Here is a 24513-nt window from a genome sequence, read left to right as displayed (position 1 = left end):
GGTCTCCCCGGGCGCGCGGCGGGGGCTTTGGGCCGCGGCATACCCCGTTAGCGCTCGGAGAAGGGCCGACGCCTGTCCCTGCCGAGAAGGCCCTCACCCGTTTCGAGGCCTCTCGACGGAACCGTTCACGGCGGGGTGAGGGCTGTGAGGCCGGCCCGTACCGCGGCAGCGCTCGCTTCGAGTTCGCTCCGTTCGCGCACGCGCCAGTCCGCCTCGATGCGGAAGTCGTCTCCGGCGTAGCGGGGGAAGACATGCAGGTGTACATGGAAGACCTCCTGGAAGGCGGCCTCGCCGTCCGCCAAGAAGAGATTGACGCCCTCACATCGCAGGTCGGAACGGCGTAACGCGCGGGCGAGGCGGTGCGCCGCCGCCCACATGGGGACGCCGAGGGCCGGTTCCAGGTCCTCCAGGCCCGCCGCGTGCGCTCTGGGGATGACGAGCACATGCCCGGGAGTGACAGGTTGGTGATCCATGAAGGCCACCACCGTGTCGTCTTCGTACACGGTGCTGGCCTCGACCTGACCTTGCACGATCGAACAGAAGACGCATTCGCCGACGGCCATGTCCAGTCTCCTCGCGGTGGGCAGGGCCCCACCACACCAGAGCCCGGGCCACCCGCGCAAAGGCCGGGACTCCCCCGGGCCCCGGGCGCGGTTTCAGGTCCCGTGGCCCGGGTCGCCGTGGGCGGCGCGGTCCGCGAGGGACGTGAGCCACTCGGCCACGTCCTTGTCCTCCCGCTGCGCGGCTCGCCGCCACACCGCCCAGCGTTCCTCGCCGACCTCCAGGCTGAGCCGTGTTCCGCGTCCGCCGGGGGCGTCCCGTCCCGGCGCGTTCGCCCGCAGCCGCCGGCGCAGTTCGGCCTTGGACCAGCCGTACTCGATCGACCGGTCCAGCCACAGGTTCTGCTGATCCGGCGCAAGGGCGGCCACCTCCTGGTGGTGCTGGAAGCTCAGCTGCGGCCGGCGCCGAGGCACCGGGAACTTCCGCGCGACCCAGGCGTAGTTGCGGAGCGTCTGATGGTCCAGCCCCGTGCGCTCGATCGCCTCCCGGTAGCGATGGGGGTAGCGCTCGCTGCCGTAGACGAGCCAGTCGCCGGCCCACCAGGCGGACGAGTCCCTCACCGACATCAGTTGCTGTCCGACCCGCAGCCAGGCCGTCAGGGGCAGGTCGTCCGGCAGTTGCAGGCACGTGCGCCGGGCGCGGGCCCAGCGGTCGATTCCGAGGTGCGCGGGTTCGGGCACGGAGGCAGCGGCGGCGGGCACGGTTCTCGCGGCGTGGTCCGCCGGCCGCTGCCGGGGGGCGGCGGAGCTCCGCTGAACTGGTGACATGGCGGTTCCTGGAGTGGGTGGGCGACGGGGACCGGTCGTGGGCGGACGGCTCGCGGGCACCGCGGCGGCCGCCCGGGGTCATCGCGTCTGCGGCGATCGTTCCTCGTAACGGGCTCGCGTCTCATTGACCATGGGCTTGCCGCTGGTCGTGAAGGGCAGTTCCCCGGGGGACACCAACTCGACGTCGCGCACATAGAGTTCGAGCTCCGCGGCGAGGCGGCGCCGGATGTCCGCGGCCATCTCCCTCCGGTCTCGGAGGCTGCCCGCGCCGACCTCGGCGACCAGGCGTACCGCGGGGGGCGTGGACGGTACGGAGCCGGGACCGCCCGTGGTGAAGGCCACACAGCGGCCCGGCCGCAAACCGGTGACGCCCGCGCAGACGGCGCGAATGTCCGACGCGTGGAAGTTGCGCCCGTTCAGGACCACGGTGTCGTCAGCGCGTCCCAGGACGAAGAGGTGTCCCCGGTGGACGAAGCCGAGGTCACCGGTGGCATGCCAGCCTTCGCCCCCCGTGCCGCTCCGGCTCGGCCCGCGCCAGTAACCGGAGAACATCTGGGGTCCACGGATCCAGATCGGTCCGACCGTGCCGTCCGGACGGCCCGTCCGGTCACCCGGGCGGCCGATCGCCACGTCGGTGCCGGGCAACGGCCGCCCGGAGGAGAGCAGCGCCGACCGGGCGGGTACGGGCTCGGCGGTGTGCGGGGCGGGCACCACCCGGCCGGCCCGCAGCGCGTCGCGGTCCACGACGAGCCGCAGGGCCGGCTCGTCGTGGGTGCCGGCGGTCACGGCGAGGGTGGCCTCCGCCATGCCGTAGGAGGGACAGAGGGCGGCGGCGCGGAAGCCGGCCGCGCGGAAGTGCGCGGTGAACCGGTCGGCGGTGTCGGCGCGTACGACTTCGCCCGCGTTGCGCGCGACCCGCCACGAGGACAGGTCCAGCCGCGGCACCTGTTCGGCGGGGACCTTGCGGACACACAGCCCGTAGGCGAAGTCGGGTGCGCTGGAGACGGTCGCGCGCAGCGCCGTGATCGCCCGGAGCCAGGACGCCGGTGCCCGGGCGAAGTCCCGGGGCTCGAGCAGCACGGAGGCGTAGCCGCTGAACAGCGGGCGCAGGATTCCGGTGACCAGGCCCATGTCGTGGTGGAGCGGCACCCAGGTGACCGCGGTGTCGCGCGGGCTCTCCCGGTAGGCGTGCGCGGCCTGGGCGCAGCTGGCCCGCATCGCCCGATGGGTGATGACGGCGCCTTTGGGCGTGCCCGTCGAGCCGGAGGTGTACTGCAGCACGCCGATGTCGCAGCTCCCGGGGAGGTCCCCGGGCCGGGCCGGGCCGTCGGCGGACGCCACCAGGTCGTCCCAGGTGACGACGTGCCGCACCCCGGGGACCGGGGGCGCGCCGGACCCACCGCCGCTCTCGCGTCCGCAGCTGACGACCAGTACCGGCCGGCAGTCCTCGACGATCCCCCGCAGACGGGCCAGCGTCACCGGTGCCGGATCTGCCGTCAACGGCGGAGCCGGCACAGCGATCAGGCCCGCGGCCGTCGCGGCCAGCAGGGCCGCGGTGAAGGACAGGTCGTTGGGCAGGGCGAGGACGACGCGGTCGCCCGCCTCGTGGGTGTAGCGGGACAGGGCCGCCGCGGCGCGCCGCACCAAGGCGGACAACTGGGCGAAGTCCAGAGACCGGTGGATCACCCCGTCACGCCACACCGCCACCGCGGTCGCGCGCGGGCGCAGCCGCGCGTGCCGCTCCAACCAGTCGTAGGCCGTACCGCCCGCCGCCGGCCCGGCCTCGGTGCCGGGCACCGCCTTCCGGCCGGCGGTCATGAGGGCCGCCGGGAGGCCGCTGCGCCGTCTGCGGCCAGTGCCGCCCGTCGTATCTTGCCGCTCGCGGTGCGGGGCAGGGCGCCGCTCGGGTACAGCACGATCCTGGGGACGGGCAGGCTCCGGCCCGCGATCGCCTCGCCGATGGCCCGCGCCAGTACCGGTGAGCGGTCCGGGGTGCGGGTCTCCACGTGGCAGACGGGTCCGGGTCCGTCGACCACGACCACGTCGGTGACGTCCGGCAGGGCCCGCACCACGTGCTCCAGCAGCGCGTTCGTCTGCGCGCCCCCGTTCCCGGCCCTGCCGATGACGAAGAGGTAGCCCTCGGCGTCCAGGAAGCCGACGTCGCCGGTGCGCAGGACCGCGTCGTCGCCGCCCTCGCGGTCGACGGCCCGCAGGTGCGCGGTGATCTCGCCCGGTTCACCGGCGGGCAGCGCCGTGCCGTCCCGGTCGATGACGAGGTCGATCCCGGGCAGCGCCCTCCCGACCGAGCCGGGACGGCCGAGCCAGTCCTGCGTGCTGATCTCGGTGAGGATGCTGCGGGATGTGCCGTAGTACTCGTGCAGGACGGGTCCCAGCAGTGCGATCGCGGCGCGTTTCACCCCGGGCGGACAGGCGGCGCCGCCGTGGAAGACCGCTCGCAACGGGACGGCGGGGGCGCGGCCGGCCGTCACGACGTCGACCAGCAGGTCGGGGCTGAGCATGGTGCTGGCCACCGCGTGCCGGTCGGCCAGGGCCGTGAAGAGGGCCGGGGACCAGTCTCGTTGCACGATCACGGCGCTTCCCGCCTGTAGCGCGTACAGGGCGGGGCCGAGCGTGCCCAGGTGGTAGGAGGCATTGGCCATCAGGTGGGGGCCCTCCCCCGGTCCCGCCGCGTACCGCTCCGCCACCGCGACGCCCCGGTAGGGGCGCCGCGGCCGCACCCGGGGCACGGCCTGCGGCTCGCCGGTCGTGCCGGACGTGGCGAAGGCCAGGTACCCGGCGGCGACCGCCGGTCCCGGAGCCGGGGGGCGCGCCGCGCCGGCGAGGACCAGCGACTCGTCACCGGTCACCGGGCAGGGCAGCGCGAGGCTGTCGGCTGTTGCCGCGGGGTCGTCCGTCACGTGCAGGGCCACCCGCATGTCGGCCGTCAGCCGGTGCCCGGCGGACGATCGCAGCAGGTCCGCCTCGACGGGGAACAGCCCGTATCCGTGGGCGAGTGCTGCCAGGGCCAGGGCGAAGAACCGCGGGCCGGTGGGGATGTCGGTGGAAAGGACGCTGCCGTCCGGCACCCCGCGGGCGCGCAGGCCGCGGCCCAGCGCGTCGGCCCTCGCGGTCAGCTCGCCGAAGGTGCAGGTGTCGGGCCCGGCCGCGACGGCGAGCCGGCTGGGATCGGCGGACGCGGTCCGCCAGGGGCTCCAGAGGTACGGCCGCACGGGTCAGTCCTCCTCGGCGGCCGCGCGGACGCCGGCCGGGACGGGGCCACCGGCCAGTTCGGCGGCCAGGGCCCCGAAGCTCTCCGCGCGGTGGATCAGCTCGATGTCGACGTCGGTGCCGAGGCGCTCCTCCAGCAGATCGGCCAGTTCGACCGCGGCGACGGAGTCGCCGCCGGCGTCGAAGAAATTGTCGTCGGGCGCCATCGCGTGGCCGAAGACCGCGGTGACGGTCGCCATCACCTGGGACAGCAGCGCGTCGGGGGGCAGGTGACTCATGGCAGGGCCTTTCCGGACGGCGACGACGGACGGCGGACGCCGACCGCGTCCTCGACGATGTGGTGCACGATCGACCGCGCCAGGGGCTCGCCGATGCGCCGCCCGTCGAAGAGGAGGTCGAGGAGGACGGCGTCGCGGTACTCGTTGCACCGCAGGTGAAGTGCCGCGCGCTCGGTGACGGAGATACGGCGCAGTGGATAGGCGTCGGGGGTGATCCGCAGCCCGTGGTCACCGCGGCCGCCCCTCAGGTCGCCGGGGAAGGTCCGCAGGTTGACGTAGATGTCCCGGGCCGGCGGGCCGGCGTCGTCGGAGGCATCCAGCATGCCGGCCAGTTCGCGGGCGGTGAGTTGCTGGTGGCGCAGTGCGTCGACCATCGCCTGGCCGACCTCGGCCACGACGTCGGGCAGGGCGGCGCCGGGGGCGCCGATCGCGAGTGGCGCCGGTCCGGCGAACATACCCACCACGTCGCGCTCGGCGGTACGCCTGGAGTCCAGGGACGTCCACAGGCTCACCCGGCGCTGTCCCGCGCACTGCGCGAGCGCCCTCACGAACGAGCCGACGAGCCACTGCATGACGGTGCACCGGGCACTCCGGCAGGCTTCGCGCAGCGCCTCCACGGCGGCCGTGGGGATCTCCGCGTGGACACTGCCGTTCGGGGTGGGCGCGATGCCGTCCAGTTCGCGCCACGGGTGGCGGGCCGCGAATTCCATGCGCCGGTGCCAGCTGGCCCTCGCCCGCTCCAGGTGCCGCGGCCCGTATCCCGCGCGCTGTCTGCGCGCCGCGTCGGCGAACGAGGGTGCGGTCAGTGCGGGTGCGGTGCCCGCCTCGCGGAGGGCGGCGTAGTCTCGCCAGACCTCACGCGTGAACAGATCGTGGGCGCGGCCGTCGAAGAAGAGGTTGGCGAACGTCGCCAGGAAGGCGTGGTGTTGGGCGTCGTGGCGAAGCAGTCGGAAGGTGAAGGGGCGGTCTGGGCCGGTGAGGGGTGTGATGACGTCACGGGAGAGAACCGCCGAGGCGTAGCGGGAGAACTGGCGGGTGGACGCGGCGGCGACGTGTTCTCCGCGGACCGGTCGGTCCCCGTGCCGGACCGGGAGCGCCCGCTGCGCGGTGTCCGTGGGGGCGGCAGCCTCGGTGAGGGTCATCCGCAGCGCGTCGTGCCGGGCCACGAAGCACCGCACGGCCTCCTCCAGGAGGTCCGGGTCGAGGGGGCCGAGGATCTCGTAGGACAGGCGGACGTTGCGTGGTGTGAGGGTGTTCCGCCTGGTGTTGGCGAGGTACCACTCCTGTTCGTATGTGAGGGGGGCGGTGTCGGGCGCGCTGTCGGCTCCGGTCAGGTCAGGCACAGGAACTCACCGCCGTCCGCCTTGAGATCCTCGGGCGTGCCGGACTGGACGATTCTCCCGTCCTGGACGACCAGGACCTGGTCGGCGGCGTCCAGCACCGTGAGGCGGTGGGCGACGGCGACGACGGTGGTGCCGCGGGTCAGCAGCCCCTGGAAGATCTCCCGCTCCAGCTCCGGGTCGAGGGCGCTGGTCGCCTCGTCGAGGATCAGCAGCCGCGGCCGGCGGGCCAGGGCCCGGGCGAGCACGATCCGCTGGCGCTGCCCTCCGGACAGGCCGTGCCCGCTCGGTCCCACAAGTGTGTCGTACCCCCTGGGCAGGGCGGCGATCTCCTCGTGGACGCGGGCCAGCCGGACCGCGTCGATCAGGTCCGCCTGGGCGACTTCACCGGCGCCGAAGGCGACGTTGTCGCGGATCGACCCGCTGAACAGGTGGGCGTTCTGGTTGACGTACGCGATCTGACGCCGGTAAGCCGGGCCGTCGATCTCGGTGATGTCGAGGCCGTCGACGCGGAGCGTGCCCGAGGTGGGCGGGTGCAGTCCCGCGAGCAGCATGCCGAGCGTCGACTTCCCCGACCCGGACCGCCCCACCACCGCCACGAACTGGCCCGGTTCGATCCGCAGGCCGATGTCGGACAGGGTCGGCCGCTGAGCTCCCGGGTAGCGGAACGTCAGATCATCGGCGACAACGCCCAGCGGGCCGGCGTCCGTGCCGGCGGGCAGCGGCCGGCCGCCCTGCTCCCGCCGCGTGGACAGGATGTCGTCCAGCCGGACCAGGGCGGGGCGGACGGTGGCCAGTTGGGAAGCGGTGTCGAACACACTCTCCAGCGGGGCGAACAGCGAGGTCGTCAGGGCCATGAAGGCGAGGGTCGCGCCCGCCGAGTCATGTCCGTCCAGCACCCGCCAGACGCCGACGACGAGCACCACCATGGGGGCGCAGAACTGGAGGGAGCGGCTGAGGGAGGTGGTGGTGGCCAGGCTGCGCTTGGCCTGCATGCGTTTGTTGACCTCGCCGACGAGCGCGTGTGACCAGCGCTCGGACGCCACGGCCTCCACCCCCGCCGACTTCAGGCTGGTAATGCTCTCCAGCATCTCGATCAGTTCCCCCTGGGCCTGCGTCTGGCGCTCCAGCACCTCGTAGCTCAGCCGGGACTGGCGGCGCCAGGTGACGGCCATCACCGTGGCCTGCAGAGCGATGAGGCAGATGACGATCGACGCGAGAACCGGGTTGGCGACGGTGATGGCGACGAGGTAGACGAGGATCAGAAGGCTGTCGAAGACCGCCGACACCGCGGAGAGGCTCAGAATCTGGTTCAGCGTGCTGCTGGTCCGTACCCGCAGGGCCAGGTCACCGGAGTTGTGCACGGTGAAGAACTCGTAGGGCAGGGACACCAGGTGCTCCACCACCCCCCAGGTCAGCCCCCTCTCCGCGGCCGCCTGACGCTTCGTCAGCAGGAAGGACCGCAGGATCTGCAGGGCGAAGAAGAGCAGGCAGACGAATCCGAGTCCCGCGGTGGCGAGCCAGAGGGTTCCTGTGAGCCGGTCGGGGATGACGCGTCCGACGATGACGCTGATGGCGGCCGGCAGGACGAATTCCAGTGCCATGAGGGCACCCGAGGAGGCCGCGATACCGCCCAGGTTCCTGCCGTGCGGCAGGACGTGCCGCAGCAGCCGCCAGGGCCCGGCGGTCGCGGGTGCGGCGGACTGCCGCGCGGGCGCCGGTTCCAGCGGCGCCTCGAACTCCAGCGCGACGCCGGTGAAGGACTCGGTGACGGCTTCGGGGCTCAGCCGCCGACGGCCCGACGCGGGGTCCACGATGTCGGTGTAGTCGTCGGTCGAGCGCTCCAGCACCACGAAGTGGCTGAAGTTCCAGAACAGGATGCTTCCCGCGGGCAGGTGCTGGAGCCCTTCGAGATCGGTGCGCACCCCGCGTCCGTGCAGTCCGCTCTGCCGGGCGACGTCCAGGAGCGTCCGCGCCGACGCGCCGTTGCGGCCCGAGTCGGTCCGCGCCCTGATCTCGGCGAGTTGGGCGTCGATCCCGTGGTGGCGCAGCGTCATGACGAGGCAGGCGGCGCCACAGTCGCTGACCTGGGTCTGCAGGCACACCGGGACACGTCGCCGGCCGCGCCGTTCGCGCAGTTCGGTGAGCGCGGAGCGGACCCGGTCCCGCCGGCGCTTCGGCCGGTGCGTTTCGCCGATCCGGCCGAGCACCGGCCCGAGGCCGTCGCGCCCGTAACGGTGTGCCAGGGCCGCGGGCCGGAAGCGTGGTCTACTCGTCATGTCTTGCTTCCTTCGAGGCGACGCCGGGCGAACCGGTGGGCCGGTCGGCCCGGCGCTTGGGACTTGTAGGCGGCCATCGGCGCCGGGGTTCCGTGCGGTCCGCGGCCCCGGCGGCAGACGCCGGCCTTGCCGGAGGGCGAACCTCCCGGGCCCCGGAGAACCCGGACGGCTCGGGAGGTTCGCCGCTCACGTAAGCGCCCGTCGTCAGATGCAGGCGGCGGCGATCACGAAGCCGTCGCCACCGACGATGTCGTCCAGCTCCTCGTCCGACAGGGCGGCGATGTCGACCTGGTTGTTCTCCATGGCTTTTCCTTTCATTGGTTATCGAATCTTTTCTCGCACACTCATGGAATCGCACAAGCGACCAAAGAGCGGGAGAGTGCAAGCACCAGCGGGTGCGGTGGATTGCTGAAACGACATTAGCTCCGCAGGCCGAACACAAACAAGTACTGCCGGGAAAACAGGGCGGATCACGCCTCGCAAATCGCCAGCCCTTCAGGCGCAAGGTCCAAGAATTCGGAACAAACCGACCAGCCATAAGGGACATTTCACCTTGCCGCGAGGTCGCTTTCCGTCTCGCCGGCGGGACAGAAGAATGGCGGTGGAACCACCCGAAGCAATCACCCGGGAGCACACGCAAAAAAGCCGCCGGGCGCACGAAAAGCACCCTTTTCATGAATGCAAGAAAAGGGTGTTTCGCGCGGCCGGCGGCGCCGGTTTCGCTGGGGGTCATCCCCCTGTGGGGGCAGCAGCACAGGAGGGGCCGAGCTGCGATGGTGGAAAAAGCCCGGGACAGGCCGGGAAACTGGTCAGCGGGAATTCAGGAGGAAACGCCGGCCGGTTCGTTCGTACGGGACGACGCCGACTCCGCCTCCTCCCACGCCCGGGCCATCGCCGCCAGAGTCGGCTCGTGCGCCGGGTTGCGGGTGGTGTCGGGGTTCCTCGCGTGGTCGACCAGGTCCTTCGGTGCCAACGTGGCCAGTTGGCCACGCGCGCGATCGAGCAGGCGGCCGGCGACGTCGAGCAGGGCCTCGTCGCCGAGCGGCCGGGGCGGGAGGGTGAGCCCCGTGAACAGCATGCGCTGCAACGCACGGTGGAGCTCGACGGTGCCGGCTTCCCGGATGGTCAGGGAAAGGTGCACCGACAGCCCCCCGTCACCGATCGCCTGGTGGGCGAAGCCCCGGGGGATGTAGAGGACCTGGTCCTTGCGCAGGGTGGTGCGCAGCACCTCGGCCGGCTCGGGACCGTCGCCGACGGGGCCCGGGGCCCAGCCGGCGTCGCCGGGACCCTCGTGCACCCGCCAGCTCTTGCTTCCGGCGACCTGGACCACCAGCACGTCCGCGTCGTCCCGGTGCAGGGGCAGTCCCTGGTGTCCGGCCGGGGTCACGAAGTAGAACGCCTCGATCGGCCGGCCGAGTTCGGCCGACAACGCCTCCAGCATCGCCGCGGTGGGTTGGTGCCACTGGTCGATGCACCGCAGAAGGAGGGTGGCTCCCTCCTTCAGCAGGGCGTGAATCTTGGCCGCGTCGGCGAAACCGGTGAACGTGGAGTTGTGGACCTTCCGCGAGGCGGTGTAGGCGTCACTGGTCAACGGCTTCTGGGCGTTGGTCATTTCGACGTACGGCCCGCGCAGCAGACCGCCGGACAGCGCCTGGTCGGCGTCGGCCAAGGTGAAGGGACTGAGTTGTCCGCCGTCCGGATCGAACACCCCGGGCCGGCGACACCAGTAGGACGCCATGAAGTCCTCGGGGTCGCCCACCCAACGGGCAAGCGTCGGCGCATACAAAAGGATCTCCTCCTCGGGGTCGGCCCGTCCATGCTTGCGTGCAGGCCGGATGGTGCCCAGTCACGGAAATGCGGTATCGGGCCGTGGAAGACCCTCACCTGCGAGGTGCCGTGCCCCGTGGGACTGACGAGGACGTAGAGACTCCCGTCATCCCAGGTCAGCGCGCACCTCTTCGCATGTCGTCGTCCACAGGACGGCTGTCACGCGGCAGAGCCGGGCTCAGAACATGCGGCCGAACCCGCAGGTCCGGCAGCCCGGCAGAGTGAATTCACCTCGGACGTTGCCGCGATGGACGGCCATCCGCTCCGGCAGTGTCCACGCCTCCTCGATGGACAGGTCCTTGATATTGCCGAACACCTTCTTGGCGAGGTAGTCCTCGCAGCACAGGATCAACTGACCGTGAGCGTTGATGTGCAGTTCGTTCATCACGACGCCGCACGCTTTCCGCCGTTTGACTTCCAGCGAGATCAGGCCCGCCCTGTTGGAGGCGTTGGCCTTGATCTGCTGGCTGGTCTTGTAACGGAACTTCGGCGGACTGTTGTCGTACTCCTTCATGATGTCCTTGACTCCGCCCGGCATACGCTCTCCGTGTTGCGTCACGATAAACGCGTCGACGGAAGCGCTCAGCTCGTGGAAGAGGTCCAGATTGAGGAAGTCGCCGTTCGTGTAGAGGGCTATACGGGCGAGCGGCATCTCCTTCCTGGCCAGTTTCAGGAGTTCCGGCATCCTCGGGTCGGCCAGCGGCTCGCCGTAGCTGTGCGGACTGAACTGGTTGCAAAAGTTGTTGCGCCCGAGATCGGAGACGATCTTGTAGAAGAGATCGTCCGACATACGCACCTCGTTCGCCCGGAGACCCCGGTCGAAGATGCTGTTGGGGCAGTAGTCGCAGCGCCGGTTGCAGTAGGTCGTGGTCTCGACCTCCACGAACATCGGCTGGTGATCGGAGAAGGTTCCCATGTCTCGACTCCCTGGGTTGGATGGGACCGCGCGCGGGATCTCGGGGCTCAGCGCGAACGCGGGGCGAGCCGGCGCGAGTAGATGAGCAGGAAGTACCGGTAGTCCTCGGTCACCCGCAGCGGCGGGACGCAGGACCGGTTGGTCTCGTCGAAGTGGCTGACGATGTAGGTGTGGCCGGCCTCGTGCAGCCGGGCCAGGATCGTGTGAAGGGACTGCGGCAGTTCGGCGAAGCCGTGGTACTCGATGAGCACCTGGTCCACCGAGGCCAGACGGTCGCCCAGCTCCGCTATGACGTCCGCCTCCGCGCCCTCCACATTCAGCTTGAGCAGCGAGACGGGCTCGTCCACGTAGGGGCTCAGGCGGCGGGCCGGCACGGTGACGGCGGATCCGCGGGCGTTCGCCACCAGGCTCCCGCTGTCGCTGCCGGTGGCCGTGAACGTCTGCTGGCCGTCCTCGTGGCTCAACGCGGCCTGCACCGTCTCGACGTCACGCAGCCCGTTGCGCTCGATGTTCCGGCACATCAGCCGGAAGATCTCGGGATCGGGCTCGAACACCGTGATGTGGGCGTCGGGGAAGAGCTGCCGGAAACGCAGAACGCTCAGCCCCAGCCAGCCGCCGCCGTCGATGACGCGGGCGGGAGCGGACAGGGGGGCGACGTCGTAGATCCGCGATCCGAACAGCAGCCGCAAGGTGTAGGCGAAGGCGCGCGGCGCGACGTACTCGAGGGTCCAGCCGCCGAGCCGGACGGTCCCCGTCGGTGCGCAGCCCGGATCGAGCAGCGCACCGACGACGTTCTCCAGCTCCGCCGGGTCGATGTCGGACGCGGCGGGTCGAACAGATTCCTTCGTGGTCATGGAAGCCTGCCTCCAGTGTGTGGGCGCTCGCCGCGCCTGGCCCACTGGGGAGTGCTACCGACCAGTGGGGTCAGGCGAGTTCGAGCTTGGGGAAGAGTGGCGGTGCCTTCTCGATGCTGCGGCCCGCCGGGTCGAGGGCCAGGTCGGCGCCCTGGACCTCGGGGTTCTCGTTGAGCGCCCGCAGCATCCGCTCGGCGGCCTGCGGGATGAAGGGACGCAGCAGTACTCCCAGGCGCTGAAGCACCCGGTAGGTGTGGTGCAGCACGGTGTCGAGGTCCTGGGCCGCCTGCGCGTCGCCCTGCTCGGCGGCCCGGGCCAGGTGCCACGGCGCCCGCTCGTCGACGTAGGCGTTCGCCCGGCGCACCAGGTCCCAGATCCGGGCCAGCGCCTCGCGGTGGTCGTACCGCTCCATCGCCGCTTCGGCCTCGCGCGTGCTGGCCAGCGCCTGCTCGCTCAGCCCCTCCTCCGGCGCCCCGAGCGGGCCGCTCGGCGGGACCACTCCCCCGCGATACCGGACGGTCATGGCGGTGACCCTGCTGAGCAGGTTGCCCAACGCGTTGGCGAGATCGGTGTTGTAGCGGGTGACCAGGCGCTCCTCGCTGAAGTCGCCGTCGCCGAACGGGGAGAAGTCCGCCAGCAGGAAGTAGCGCAGCGCGTCCTGGCCGTACCGGTCCACCAGGTCCATCGGGTCGATCGCGTTGCCCAGGCTCTTGCTGAGTTTCTGGCCGCCGGTCGTGATGTAGCCGTGCACCATCACCTCGGTGGGCAGCGGCATCCCCGCCGAGAGCAGCATGGCCGGCCAGTACACGGCGTGGAAGCGGAGCACTCCCTTGCCGACGACGTGGGTCCGCTTGTCCGCGTCCACCCAGAAACGCTTGTACTCGTCGCTTTCCCTGGTCCAGCCGAGGGCGTTGACGTAGTTGGTGAGCGCGTCGATCCAGACGTACATCACCTGTCCGTCCGAGTCGGGCACCGGAATGCCCCACCCCCGGGCCCGTTCGACCGAGCGGGAGATGCTGATGTCCTCCAGGCCGGAGCGGATGAAGCTGGTCACCTCGTTCAGCCGCGACTCCGGGTAGACCCTGAGCCGGCCCGACTCCAGCTCCTCCAGCAGCCGGTCGCCGTACCGCGACAGCCGGAAGAAGTGGTTGCGTTCGCTGACCAGCTCCGGCACGGTGAAGTGCTCGGGGCACTTGCCGTCCACCAGCTCGGCCGGGCTGTAGAACTGCTCGCAGCCCACGCAGTACAGGCCCTCGTAGTCCTTCGTGTAGATGTCGCCGCGCGCGTCCATGCGGCGCCAGATCTCGGTGGCGCCCGCGATGTGGTCCGGACTGACACTGGTGCGGATGAAGTCGCTGACACCGATGCTCATCGCTTCGAGCAGCTTCTCGAAGTACTGCACGTTGCGGTCGACGAGCTCTCGTGTGGAGACTCCCTCGCGCTCGGCGGCAAGCACGTTCTTGAGGCTGTTCTCGTCCGAGCCGCTGAGGAAGAAGACGTCCTTCTGGGACATCGCGTGCCGTGCGAAGGCGTCCGCCTGGACGTATTCCAATGCGTGCCCGAGATGGGGACGGGCATTGACGTAGGGAATGGTCGTTGAGATAAATGCGGTGGCGGACATGGTCTCCTCTGAGGGAACGGCTGAGCCGACGGGGCCGCGGAGCGGAGGCCGGCGCGCAGCTGCGGCGGAACACTTCGATTCCGGAAGCGAATTCGATCCTACCGGTGTGCGGCATGCCGTTCATGAGTCCGATTCCCCAACTGCCGTGCGGGGGGCCGCATATGGGCGGCCGGCCCGGACCCGCCGCACCCGGTCCGCGGTGGTCGCCCACCGGGGGGCCGAGCCCGCGAGGACCCGTTCGAAGTCCGCCACCAGTTCGGTGAGCACGAGCCGGTGCGCGGCCAGCGTCCGGCCCGCCACATGCGAGGTGTGGACCACGCCCGGCATGCCCCGCAGCCGGTGGTGGGCGGGCAGCGGCTCCTCCTCGTAGACGTCGACGCCCAGTCGCAGGCGGCCGGCGGCGACGTGCGCGAGCAGGGCCGTCGTGTCGACCGTGGACGCACGGCCCACGAGCACGACCAGGGCGCCGTCCGGGAGGGCGTCGAGCACGTCGGCGCTCACCAGTCCGGCCGTGTCGTGCCGGGGCTGGGTGGCCACCACGAGAATGTCGGAGCCCTTTGCCAAGTCCCCTACGGAGGCGGCCAGCGACAGCCCCCGGGCGCTCGCCTCCCGCTCGGGAAGCCAGGACGAGTGAACGGTGACCTCGGCGCCGGCGGCACGGAAGAGTGCGGCCGCGTGCGAGCCGATCCGGCCGAAGCCCACGATGCCGACCCTGCTGCCGAAAACGGTGCTCACCGACGGCCGGCAGCCCTCGCTCGCGGCGTCCTCGCCGTCCTCCCAGCCGTCCCACCAGCCGCCGGCCGCCATCAGGTTGTGCCGGCGCGGGAGGTCACGCAGCGCGCACACGGCGAGCGCGAACGCGAACTCGGCGACGACGGGCCCCATGGCCCCCGAGGCGTCCGAGCAGACCACGCCGCGGCTCAGCGCGGCGGGTACGTCGACGAACCGCCAGCGGCCGTCCTGTCCGGCGCCTATGTAGCGCAGGCCGGGGGCGTCCGCCAGGCGGTCCCGGTCCAGCCGGGGGGAGCTGACGGCCCATCCGAGGGCGAAGAGGGCTGTGCTGCGGCGCAGTTCCGCGAGCACCGTCTCCTCGTCCGCCGCCGCGGGCAGGACGGTGACCTGTGCGCTGCGGGCGAGCCGGTCGAGTGCGGGGCCCCGCAGGACGTGCCGGTCCGCGAAGTCGTCGGCGAGGACGAGGGCCCGGGGCCGGGCCGCGTCAGCCATGGAGTGTCTCCCGGATGTCGATGCCCTCGGCGGCCCGCGGACGGATCCGGCCGCCGGTCCTGGCGGCCAGGTAACCGGCGAGGCAGACCTCCAGGGCGCGCAGGGCCCGCTCCCCGTCGTGGGCGGGGGTGCGGCCCTCGGCGAGGGCGTCGGTCAGTTCGCTGAGCGAGCGCAGCCACTGCTGGGCGGCCAGGGCGCTCTCGCCGGCATCGATCTCCTGCCAGCCCGCCGAAGGCCCGAGGACGCGCAGGACGGGTCCGCGCCGGAATCCCTCCGGTGCCGGGACCACACTGCCGAACTCGATCACCCCGCCGGTTCCGAGGATCCGCAGCAGCGGCTGGCCCGCGGTGTCGGCTCCGCACTCCAGTTGGCCGCGCAGGCCGTTGGCGTGCTCCCAGACGAGCTGGCCCCAGCCTTCCAGCCGCAGCCCGGCGTGGTCGCGCGGGTCGGAGAGGTCGACGGCACCGCTGACCCAGGTGACCGGTGCGTCCTGCGCGACCAGGTGGGCGATGTCGATCCAGTGCGGTCCCCAGTCGAAGAGGGTGGCGTCCTTGGCGAACCCCTCCACGCGAACCGGCCGGCCGATGGTGCCGTCGCGGACCAGTTCGACGGCCTTGCGCACGGCGAGGCCGAAGCGGCGCTGGTGGTTGACGGCGATCGTCATACCGGCCCGCGCCCCGGTGTCCAGCAGCCGCCTGGCCGCGGCGACGCTGGTGGCGAGCGGCTTCTCGCACAGCAGTCCCGCGTGGAATCCCTCGGCGGCCAGCTCGGCCACGATGTCCGGCTGGGCGATCGGCCCGGTGGCCACGATCACCACGTCCGGCTTCTCCGCGGCCAGTTCCGCGATCGATCCGACCGGCCGGCCGCCGTGCTCGGCGCACAGGGCGCGCGCTCGCTCACCGGCCGGGTCCAAGGCGGCCACGAGCTCGGCGCCGTGCAGGCGGCCGACGGTCACCGCGTGCGCGGTGCCGGCGTCGCCGCATCCGATCAGGGCCACTTTCCACCGTGGGGTCGTCATGGGGAATCCTCATCTCCTGTCTGTCTGCGGTCCGGGCGCGACGGCGCCAGGGGCTGTCCGGCGGATCAGGCCGCGGGAAAGCGGCGGTGACTGTCAGCCGAGGTGAGCGGGGTCATGGGGGCACCTCCCGGCCGGAGGCCGGGGGCGTCGGCGACCGGCGACAACGGCGCTGGGGGCACCCCCCTCTGCGGGAGGGCGTGCCAGAGCCCGCGGCCGCGGCATGATCCGCCGGACAGCACTACCGCCACCGGGTCCGGGTGCGCAGCCACCGGATCACGGTCGCCGCTTCAGCCCGCTGAAAGGCCCGTATGGGCGCGGTGTCCCACGTGGCGGGCTGCCGGGCCGCCACCACGAACCGGCCGGCGAGCGCCGCGAGCGCGCTGTCCACGGCGGCCGGGTCCGCGGCCCGGCCCGCCGGGTGGGCCAGGAAGACCGCCTGGGGATCGGGGTGGCCCTGCACGGCGGCGCACAGGGCGAAGGTCATCGGGTCGAGCCAGTCCTGCCCCTGCGCGGCCCACGCCCAGTCGACGAACGTCACCCGGCCGCCGTCGATCAGGATGTTGTCCGACCGCAGATCGGAGTGGAGCAGGGTGTCGCCCGCCACGGCGGCGGGGAACTCCGCCTCGGCCGCGGCCAGTCGGCGGGCGTTGCGGCGGGCCCACTCGGGTACGTCGGCGAGCGGGTCGGCGTCGTCGAGCAGCCGGTTCCAGCCCTGCCACTGCGCCAGGGTGCCGCCCCAGGCCGGCAGGCCCGGTATCGGGTTGGGGGTGGCCCGCTCGGTGAGCGTGGTGAGTGCGCCGAGCGTCAGCGCCAGGTCGTCCTCTCGCCACGGCACCGCCGGAATGCGTCCGGCCACGTCGTCGAAGACCAGCACCGTCCAGTGGCCGTGGTCGACGCGGCCGTGGAAGGCCGGTGCCGGCAGGCCGAGTCCGGGGGTGAGTGCGGTTGCGACGACGGCCTCCTGCTCGGCCAGCGCGAGCGTGACCGGATCCCCCTCGCGGCTGACCGCCTTGACGAAGGCCCGGGAGCCGTCGGCGCACCGCAGGCGTGCGGCGACGCCTCGGGAGAAGCCGCCGCTCTGGTCCTCGGCGGCGATCACCGGGGAGCCGAGCCGGTCGGCCACGGCGGTCCGCACCTCGTCGGGCATGCCGTTCCACGGGAGGCGGACGGTACGGGCGAGAGGGACCGCGGGGTCCGCGAGGCCGGGGGTGGCGTCCGACACGGTGCCGCTGCGGCCGCTCATGACCGGGACCCCACGGGATCGAGACTGCCGAGCAGGTCCTCCAGCTCGGCGACGACGGGCAGGGCGAGTTCGCTGAACAGGCAGGGGTGGGTCCGCAGCCACGCCACGTCCATCGCGGCGGTGTACTTCCGGCTGAACCAGCCGTAGTGGTGCAGTACGTGCACGGCGTCCGCCTCGCCCGCGCTCCCCGGCTCGGTGAAGATCCGTTCCCACTCCTTCCAGTGGACGGGGAAGAAGCTGTCCAGAGCGCCGAAGTCGCCCGGGGCGGCCGCATTCCGCACCAGCCGGGTCCAGCGGTAGACGATGCTCTGGTAGACGTCGAGGTCCTGCGCAGGCATCCGCAGGAAGTCGTCCACCATGGCCGCGGGCAGGGGGTCGCCCGGCGGGAAGGACATCGCGCCGACGTGCACGATCTTCCCGTCGTCGAACAGCAGCCGCGGCGGGAGGCCGGCCAGCGAGCGCGTGGTCAGGGTGTCCGTGTCCAGGTAGAAACCGCCGCCGTGCGCCAGCACCCAGAAGCTGACGAGGTCCGAACGGTGGGCCACGAAGGTCATGCGCCGGTAGAGCGCGGCGTGCTCGGCGGACATCCGCCGGTCGACGTCGACGGGTTCGACGACCACGCGGGGAACCGAGGCCAGCAGGGAGAACCAGTGGTTGTCCACCGGCTCCTCGTCGACCAGGAGGACCACCTGGCCGGGGGCGTGGACGGCGGCCGAGGCCACCGCCAGGAAGTTGCCGAAGTCGAAGTCCGGCCCCGACCAGTACATGTAGAGGGACATACCGCTGCCTTTCAGGGGTGCGGGGCCACGCGTGGTGGCGGGCCGGGTCACGTCGCGGTCCCCGCGGTCACGCTCAGCGGGGCCCGCATGCCCATGCCGATACGCCACTGGACGTCCAGGGGCCGGAGGTTGCCGGACCCCGCCAGCTGGGCGTCGAGCACGGGGCGCATGGTGTGGTGGGCGACCAGGGCGCCCAGACAGGCGTGCCGGCCGCGGCCGAAGGCGACATGGGCACGGGTGCGGTCCCAGCGGAACTCCAGGGGCGCGGAGAATCTGCCGGGGTCACGGTTGGCCGCGGCCAGCACCAGCACCACCCGGGACCCGGCGGGGATCCGCTGCCCGCGGACCTCGAGATCGCGCACCGCGCGGCGGGCCGCGAAGTGGAAGGGCGTCGCCAGACGGGCCGCCTCGTTGACGAAGCCGCCGGGGTCCCTGCGGTACCCCTCCCGGTACGCCGGCCCGCGGCAGACCGCTTGCAGTGCCACGGCGAGGACGGCGACGGTGGGCTCCAGCGCGCCGGTGACCAGTTGGGCGTAGATCGCGACCGCCTCGGCCGGCTCCAGCACGCCGTCGCGTACGGCCGTGCCGACGGCCGTGGCGAGCGGGCTGGCCGCGGCCGCGAGCGTCTTCCCGGTGAAGTCCGTGAGCTGCTCCAGTGCTTCCTCGGCCTCGCCGACCAGGGCCAGGTCGATCCGGGCCCGGCCGACGAAGCCCATCAGCCGTTCGGACCAGTCGACCAGTTGCGGGAAGTCGTCCGGTGACACGCCGAGCAGTGCGCTCAGCGCCGCCCGGCAGGAGGGCCGCAGCAGCGTGTCCAGCAGGTCCTCGTCCCCGGCGGCGGGAAGGGCGCCGTCGGCAGTGGCGCTCTCGTGGACGACGCCGGCCACCCGGGCCACTTCGGCGGGCGTGAACGCGGGCCGCATGACCCTGCGCACGACGGTGTGGCGGGGCGGGTCGAGGAACATCGGCCAGCGGGAGAGGAAGTCCACCAGCGGCCGGACCGCGACCCGTTGCGGCGCGGTGAGTTCACGCAGGAAGGGGTCCGGGCTGCGGGCGGCGAGCCGGTCGTCGAGCAGCAGCCTCCAGACGTCGTCGAAGCGGGTGATGTACCACGAGGCGGTCTGGGGGTGCCAGAGCGCGGGGCAGGTCTCCCGCGCGTTGTCGAACCAGCCGAGGGGGTCGTCCGGGACGAACGGCCGATGCGCGTGCCCGGCGGACGGCGTCGGGTCCGGCACCGGTGCCGCGGCGTCATCGGGGTGGGGCATGAGAGGTGGATCCCTTCTCGGCTGTCGGTGGTGCGCACCCGCCGGTACGGCGGCGGGGTCCCCGCGCGGGGAGACGACGGGTCGGTCCGGGCGTACGCGGGGACGGCCGGTCGGCCCTAGCGTCCGCGCACGAGCGCCCAGGTCTCGCGCAGGGTGTCCGGGCCGGGGGCGCGGTCCTGGTAGTCGTCGGTGACGGTGGCCTGCTCGAAGCCGGCCGCCCGGGCGGCCGACCGGATCTCGTCCGCGGGGAACCACCACTGGCTGTGCCGTTCGGTCTGCCGGGTGAAGCCCGCCGGCGTCTGCGTGAACAGGCTGATGGAGAAGTCGCAGCGGCGTTCGCGCGGGTGGTAGCGGTTGCGCCAGACGTAGGCGAAGTCGTCCAGGTCGTCGCCGTAGTGGCTGTCGCCGAACACGTGCTCCAGCTTGTGCCGGGTGTTCACGTCGAAGACGAACAGCCCGCCGGGGCGCAGGAGTCGGGCGACACCGGCGAAGAGGTCCGGCAACTGGTCCGGCGGGAAGTAGTTGACGCTGTCGAAGCAGCACACCGCGGCGTCGAAGGAGGCAGCGAGGGCGGGGACGGGCTCGGGCAGCCGGACCTGGAGGAGTTCTGTGCCGGCGGCGGTACGGGCCCGGGCCCGTTCCAGCATCCCCGGCGAGCCGTCCACGCCGACCACCTCCAGGCCCTGCTGCTGCAGCAGGGCGGTGATGCTGCCGGTGCCGCAGCACACGTCCAGTACGCGGTTGACGCGGCCGTGGGACCGGAAGCGGTCGGCGAGGTGGGCGGCCCACCGGGCGTAGTCGTTCTGCTCGGTCCACCGGTCGTAGACCGCCGACAGCGCGTCGTAGGGTGCGAGCGGTGTCGCGGTGCTCACGGCCGCCGGACCTTGATCGCCAGGTTGGTGCCGCGCTCGGCCCATGAGTCGTGCTCGCTGGCCTCCAGCTCCAGGGCCAGGACCGTGCGGAAGTACTCCTTGTCCTCCAGGGCCCGGGAGATGTCGCTGATCTTGTCGTAGGGGTAGCCGAAGTCCTCCGGTCCCGGCAGCGCGAGGGAGGTGACCCCGAAGACCCGCTCGCCGGTGAGCCCGGCCCCGGTGGCGAGGGACCTGAGCTCGTCGGCGGAGTAGACCCGCAGCGGCGGGACGTGCTCGGACCACTTCACCGTGCGGGTGGCCAGCAGCGCGGCGAGTTCCTCGGGGCCGGCGCCGTCCCGGAGGATCTTGGAGGAGAGGGCGTTGGACAGCGAGTGGCTCATCAGGAAGCCCGCCGCGCCGGGCCGCATGACGCGGCGGATCGTCGCGAACGCCGCCGCCGGGTCGTCGAGGAACGAGAGCACTCCGTAGGTGCTGATCACCGCGTCGAAGGACTCGGAAGCCAGTTCTGGAGCGTTCTCGACGTCGCAGTGGACGAGTTCGACGGAGTCGGCGACCGACGAGGCGAGGCGGTTGGTCTCGGCCTGTCGGAGCATGTCGGCGGACTTGTCGGCGACGGTCACCGACACACCGAACTCGGACGCGAGCCAGATGCCCCAGCGGCCGGTGCCACCGCCGACGTCCAGGACGCGCTGGCCGGCCCGCAGGCCGAGGTGGCGGCGGATCAGCTCCTTGATCACCTCGTCGGCGAGGTGCCAGTAGGCGGCCTCGTAGAAGCCTTCGACGTTGCCCGCGTAGGGCTCGAAGAAACGGTCGAACTCGGCGTCGGTCATCAGCGGCATGGGGTGTCTCCTTGTGATCGTGAAGGCGGGGCCGGCGGCACGGCGGTCGTGCGGCTTCGGCCAGGGCGTTCAGGGTGTCCGGGGCGTTCGGGGTGTTCGGGGCGTTCGGGGTGTTAGGGGCGTGAGCGGGCCGGGCCTTCGGAAGGCCCGAGGCCGGTGGTGAGTGGCGTCAACCGGTTTCCCGGGCGTGGGCCAGCAGCCTGGACGGCGGCGGGGTCAGCCCGGCGAGGTAGGCGCCGTAGTCGACGCCCTCCGGCATCGGCACCAGGCGCACTCTTTCGTCGAGCCGGTACCACTCGTCGGTGGTCCAGCCGGCGGCAAGGTCGTCCCAGTCCGGGGTGACGGGCCAGCCGTGCGGGTGCGCGAACTCCGCCCGCAGCGGCTCGTCGAGCAACTGGTAGCGCACGTCCGCGGACATGCGCAGCTCGTCACCGGTGTTGGGACCGCCGCCGTGCACGGTGAGACTGTGGAAGAGCACCAGGTCTCCCGGCGCGAAATCGGCGGTGGCCCATGCGGGGTCGTCCGGCGGCACGGGCAGGTACAGCGGACGGCGGCCGCCGAGCGAGGGGTCGGTGGGCAGGAATCCCCGGCGCTGCGACCCCGGGATCAGCCGCAGGCCCTGCTTGTCCGGGTCGCAGGCCGTGAACGGGATCCACGCCGTCACCGCGTCGGTGGTCACATGCTGGACCACGTAGTCCTGGTGGGCACGCGTCGCGTACCGGCCGGGGTCGGCGGACGGCACCGCCAGGCGCACGACGCGTGCGGGGTGGCAGAAGATCTCCCCGCCCAGCAGCCGCCGCACGAGCGCCCACAGGACAGGGGTGAACGCCAGCCGGTGGACGCTCTCCAGCCGCAGCACCGCCGGGTACACGGTGCGGAAGGACTCGGTGGTGAAGCCGAGCCCCCGGTCGGCGACGGCCAGTTTTCCCGGGTCGGCGAGCCAGCCGATAGCGTGCAGCGCCGTGCGCAGTTCGGCCTGGACGGCTGTCACTTCGGCCGCGTCGAGCACACCGGGCAGGAAGAGGTAGCCGTCCTCGGCCAGCCGGTCCCGCAGTTCGCTGGTGTCCTGGAGGACATCGGAGGAGTCTCGGAGGTCGCGCACGCCGCCTCCTAGGGCAGGATGGTGCTGCCGTTGACCCGCGGCAGCAGTTCGAGGTCACGGATGTCCTGCTGGCCGAGCAGCCACATCAGGAAGCGTTCGACGCCCATGCCGAAGCCCGCGGTGCGCATCGGGAACCGGCTCTTCATCCGGACGTACCAGTCGTAGTCCTCCACCGGGACGACGTGCCGCCGCAGGGCGCCGATCACCTCCTCGCCGTCGATGTGCCGCTCCCCCGCCCCGACGACCTCGCCCGGGCCGAAGAGCAGGTCCCCGTTGAGAGCCCGGCCCTGGGCATCGCGTCGCTGGTAGAAGGGCACGGCCAGCGCGTCCCAGTGGGTGATCCACAGGAACTCGCCGAAGCGGTTCATGAGTTCACGCTCGCCGGCGCGGGTCAGGTTGCGCCAGCCGTCCTCACGGACGACGTAGCGAGGATCGGCGTCCAGTGCCTCGACCGCCTCGTCGAAGGTCATCCGCAGGAACGGGCGGGGGTTGGCGAGCAGCGCCGTCACGTGGTCCAGGGAACCCGCGGCGGCGCCGATGACGTCCGCGTGGCGGTCCGTCAGCTCCCGGACCAGGTGGCGCACATACGTCTCGGCGACGGTCATGACGTCCTGCAGGCCGCCGGGGATCTCGGCCTCGCTGTGGAAGAACTGACACAGGTGTGTGGCGTCCGGCGCCTCACCGCGGAAGGACGGCATCAGATAGTAGGCGCCCCGGTCGGCGAGCCGGCACAGGTACTCCAGGCTGAACTGCATGGAGTCGGCGAGGTAGGTGGGCGCCCCGAACAGGTCGACCTTGACCGGGAGCGAGTCGCTGCCCAGGCCCATGGGGGAGGACACCGATCCGGTGGTCACCGGCAGGTGGCCGAAGCGCAGGCCGCGCGCGGTCCAGAAGCCGACCGTCGCCGAGGTGATGGTGTCCTGGAGGTCGACCAGCGCGGAGTACCAGGGGCTGCTCATCACCGTCAGGAAGTGGGTACCGGGGTCGCGCCAGGAACCGGGCGGCGTCAGAGCGCCGGAGGTCGCCTCCGGCACAGGGGCGGTCGAGGCGGGCATCGCTTGCAGGGACATTGCGGCGTGTTTCCTTTCTCGGTTCTCGGCTCAACCCGCGCGGAAGTGGGCCGGTGGGGCCGGGCTGGGCGCCGGCAGGGGGGCGAGGGTGATGCCGAAGCGCGTACACGCTTCGTGGAAGCGGGGATCGAGCAGGGCGGCGAGGTCGCTCACCCGGATGGGCCGGGCCCACTTCCAGCGGCGGGAGCCAGGGTCCGTGAGCCGGTCGAGTTCGGGCCGGTCGGCGGCCGGGTGGGCGACCACCATGTGCGTGCCCGGCGGCAGTCCCGACAGATGCGCCACGAGGTCGTCGGTCTTGGAGTCCGGCGGTTGGACCGACAGGTGCCAGACGGAGTCCACGGCCATCGGCAGCCCCGGGGCGGGCACCTCGTCCCGGCAGGGCAGCCGCCACTCGGCGCTGACCTCGGCCAGCACCCGCGGGTCGAAGACCCCGACGTGGGACTCGCAGTGCCGGGGACGGACACCGGCGGCCGCCATGACACGCAACTGCTCGCGGAACTCGGCGAGCGCCTCGCCCGGGTCGGCGCCGGCGGCACGCAGTTCGGGGATGCCCGGCAGGTAGGCGCCGTCCGGGGCACGCAGCGTCGTGGCGGCCGTCAGCGGGTGGTACCGCAGCCCCTCCCACTCGCAGGCCAGCACCAGGTGGGCGCCGAGCGGGAGGTTCTGGCGCCGGGCCAGCCACATCGCGCGGTGCGCGTCCGGCGCCGGGACCATGACGGATGCCTGTGTCACCGCCCCGGCCCGGTGGGCCTCCAGGATGCCGTCGGTCACCGCGGGGCACATGCCGTAGTCGTCCGCCTGCACGATCAGGACGCGGTCGGTGCGCTCGCTCATCGGCCGGCCTCCTTGGTGAGCACGTACAGCCGCCAGCTGCGGCGGCCCGCGCCGGTCACCAGTTCATGGGCCGTCCCGGCGAGCGACCGCACGTCCCGGTCCAGTGCGCCGATCAGGGCGTGCCAGCCGGGATGCCGGTCGGCCGGCGGCTGGTACAGCGAGATGAGCAGCCGGCCGCCCGGCGCGACGAGGTCGAGCATCCCGCGGACGGCGGCCAGCGGTTCGTCGAGGTAGTAGAGGACCTCGCTGAGGACGACGGCGTCGAAGGTCCCGCGCAGCGGCAGGCGGGACGCGTCCGCGCACAGCAGCGTCTCGCGGGGCCGGCGCGTACGGCCGGCCAGCGCGGCATGGGACCAGTCGACGCCCACGTAGCGGCCGCGGAACCGGTCGCCCAGGCAGTCGCGCAGCACCCCCGTACCGCAGCCGATGTCGAGCACGCTCTCGGCGCCCGCCGCTTCGATACGGGCGCACAGGGCCGTGTAGCGCGCCTGTTCGGGACGTTCGGCGAGGTAGTCCCAGCGGCCCGACCGGTACTGGTCCTCCCACTCGTCGCGGCTGGTCTCGGGGACCTGTCGTGCGGTGTCCTGGTCGGTCAC

22 protein-coding genes are annotated in these 24513 nt (G+C 72.2%); all 22 read right to left on the bottom strand.

Annotated elements, in window-relative coordinates:
* Positions 1 to 125 precede the first annotated feature (125 nt).
* Positions 126 to 563: an HIT family protein gene (locus AB0P24_RS39730; RefSeq protein ID WP_365802853.1), complete on the bottom strand. Its 438-nt coding sequence runs from the start codon at positions 561 to 563 to the stop codon at positions 126 to 128.
* A gap of 93 nt (positions 564 to 656) precedes the next feature.
* On the bottom strand, positions 657 to 1328 hold the full coding sequence (locus AB0P24_RS39725; RefSeq protein ID WP_365802851.1) for an LmbU family transcriptional regulator: 672 nt from the start codon (positions 1326 to 1328) through the stop codon (positions 657 to 659).
* Between the two features lie 78 nt (positions 1329 to 1406).
* The gene (locus tag AB0P24_RS39720; RefSeq protein ID WP_365802849.1) at positions 1407 to 3146 is read right to left on the bottom strand and encodes an AMP-binding protein; all 1740 of its coding nucleotides are present in this window, start codon (positions 3144 to 3146) and stop codon (positions 1407 to 1409) included.
* On the bottom strand, positions 3143 to 4558 hold the full coding sequence (locus AB0P24_RS39715) for an AMP-binding protein (protein ID WP_365802847.1): 1416 nt from the start codon (positions 4556 to 4558) through the stop codon (positions 3143 to 3145). The genes AB0P24_RS39720 and AB0P24_RS39715 overlap by 4 nt, the downstream gene beginning before the upstream one ends.
* A gap of 3 nt (positions 4559 to 4561) precedes the next feature.
* Positions 4562 to 4834: an acyl carrier protein gene (locus AB0P24_RS39710; RefSeq protein WP_365802845.1), complete on the bottom strand. Its 273-nt coding sequence runs from the start codon at positions 4832 to 4834 to the stop codon at positions 4562 to 4564.
* A complete protein-coding gene (locus AB0P24_RS39705) occupies positions 4831 to 6177 on the bottom strand; it encodes a condensation domain-containing protein (RefSeq protein ID WP_365802841.1) in 1347 nt (448 codons plus the stop codon). Before AB0P24_RS39705 ends, AB0P24_RS39710 begins: the two co-directional genes overlap by 4 nt.
* Positions 6165 to 8453, bottom strand: a complete 2289-nt coding sequence (locus tag AB0P24_RS39700) for a peptidase domain-containing ABC transporter (protein ID WP_365802839.1) — start codon at positions 8451 to 8453, stop codon at positions 6165 to 6167. Before AB0P24_RS39700 ends, AB0P24_RS39705 begins: the two co-directional genes overlap by 13 nt.
* A gap of 820 nt (positions 8454 to 9273) precedes the next feature.
* Complete coding sequence (locus AB0P24_RS39695; RefSeq protein ID WP_365802837.1) at positions 9274 to 10212, bottom strand: cupin domain-containing protein; 939 nt, start codon at positions 10210 to 10212, stop codon at positions 9274 to 9276.
* Between the two features lie 246 nt (positions 10213 to 10458).
* Positions 10459 to 11196, bottom strand: a complete 738-nt coding sequence (locus AB0P24_RS39690; RefSeq protein WP_365802835.1) for a radical SAM/SPASM domain-containing protein — start codon at positions 11194 to 11196, stop codon at positions 10459 to 10461.
* 47 nt (positions 11197 to 11243) lie between these two features.
* A complete protein-coding gene (locus AB0P24_RS39685; RefSeq protein WP_365802833.1) occupies positions 11244 to 12050 on the bottom strand; it encodes an FkbM family methyltransferase in 807 nt (268 codons plus the stop codon).
* Positions 12051 to 12120: 70 nt separating this feature from the next.
* On the bottom strand, positions 12121 to 13671 hold the full coding sequence (locus AB0P24_RS39680; protein ID WP_365802831.1) for a class I tRNA ligase family protein: 1551 nt from the start codon (positions 13669 to 13671) through the stop codon (positions 12121 to 12123).
* A 120-nt stretch (positions 13672 to 13791) separates the two neighbouring features.
* A complete protein-coding gene (locus AB0P24_RS39675) occupies positions 13792 to 14895 on the bottom strand; it encodes an NAD(P)-dependent oxidoreductase (protein WP_365802829.1) in 1104 nt (367 codons plus the stop codon).
* Positions 14888 to 15913, bottom strand: coding sequence for a Gfo/Idh/MocA family oxidoreductase (locus tag AB0P24_RS39670; protein WP_365802827.1), 1026 nt, complete (start codon positions 15911 to 15913; stop codon positions 14888 to 14890). Before AB0P24_RS39670 ends, AB0P24_RS39675 begins: the two co-directional genes overlap by 8 nt.
* Positions 15914 to 16151: 238 nt before the next feature.
* Positions 16152 to 17156 carry an aminoglycoside phosphotransferase family protein gene (locus AB0P24_RS39665; RefSeq protein WP_365802825.1) on the bottom strand — a complete coding sequence of 335 codons (1005 nt, stop codon included), beginning with the start codon at positions 17154 to 17156 and terminating at the stop codon, positions 16152 to 16154.
* Entirely contained in the window at positions 17153 to 17935 is a 783-nt protein-coding gene (locus tag AB0P24_RS39660) for a glycosyltransferase (protein WP_365802823.1), read from the bottom strand. Before AB0P24_RS39660 ends, AB0P24_RS39665 begins: the two co-directional genes overlap by 4 nt.
* A 47-nt stretch (positions 17936 to 17982) precedes the next feature.
* Positions 17983 to 19200: a cytochrome P450 gene (locus tag AB0P24_RS39655; protein WP_365802821.1), complete on the bottom strand. Its 1218-nt coding sequence runs from the start codon at positions 19198 to 19200 to the stop codon at positions 17983 to 17985.
* Positions 19201 to 19316: 116 nt separating this feature from the next.
* Complete coding sequence (locus tag AB0P24_RS39650) at positions 19317 to 20072, bottom strand: class I SAM-dependent methyltransferase (protein ID WP_365802819.1); 756 nt, start codon at positions 20070 to 20072, stop codon at positions 19317 to 19319.
* Positions 20069 to 20911, bottom strand: coding sequence for a methyltransferase domain-containing protein (locus AB0P24_RS39645; protein ID WP_365802817.1), 843 nt, complete (start codon positions 20909 to 20911; stop codon positions 20069 to 20071). The genes AB0P24_RS39650 and AB0P24_RS39645 overlap by 4 nt, the downstream gene beginning before the upstream one ends.
* 169 nt (positions 20912 to 21080) lie before the next feature.
* Positions 21081 to 22013, bottom strand: a complete 933-nt coding sequence (locus AB0P24_RS39640) for a phytanoyl-CoA dioxygenase family protein (protein WP_365802815.1) — start codon at positions 22011 to 22013, stop codon at positions 21081 to 21083.
* Between the two features lie 8 nt (positions 22014 to 22021).
* Positions 22022 to 23083 (bottom strand): asparagine synthetase A, encoded by a 1062-nt coding sequence (locus AB0P24_RS39635; protein ID WP_365802813.1) that lies wholly within the window; start codon positions 23081 to 23083, stop codon positions 22022 to 22024.
* Between the two features lie 30 nt (positions 23084 to 23113).
* Entirely contained in the window at positions 23114 to 23917 is an 804-nt protein-coding gene (locus AB0P24_RS39630) for a ChbG/HpnK family deacetylase (protein ID WP_365802811.1), read from the bottom strand.
* On the bottom strand, positions 23914 to 24513 hold the full coding sequence (locus AB0P24_RS39625; protein WP_365802809.1) for a class I SAM-dependent methyltransferase: 600 nt from the start codon (positions 24511 to 24513) through the stop codon (positions 23914 to 23916). The genes AB0P24_RS39630 and AB0P24_RS39625 overlap by 4 nt, the downstream gene beginning before the upstream one ends.

The organism is Streptomyces sp. NPDC086519 (assembly GCF_040686075.1).
GTDB lineage: Bacteria > Actinomycetota > Actinomycetes > Streptomycetales > Streptomycetaceae > Streptomyces > Streptomyces shenzhenensis.
This window is presented reverse-complemented; position numbering and strand designations above follow the sequence as displayed.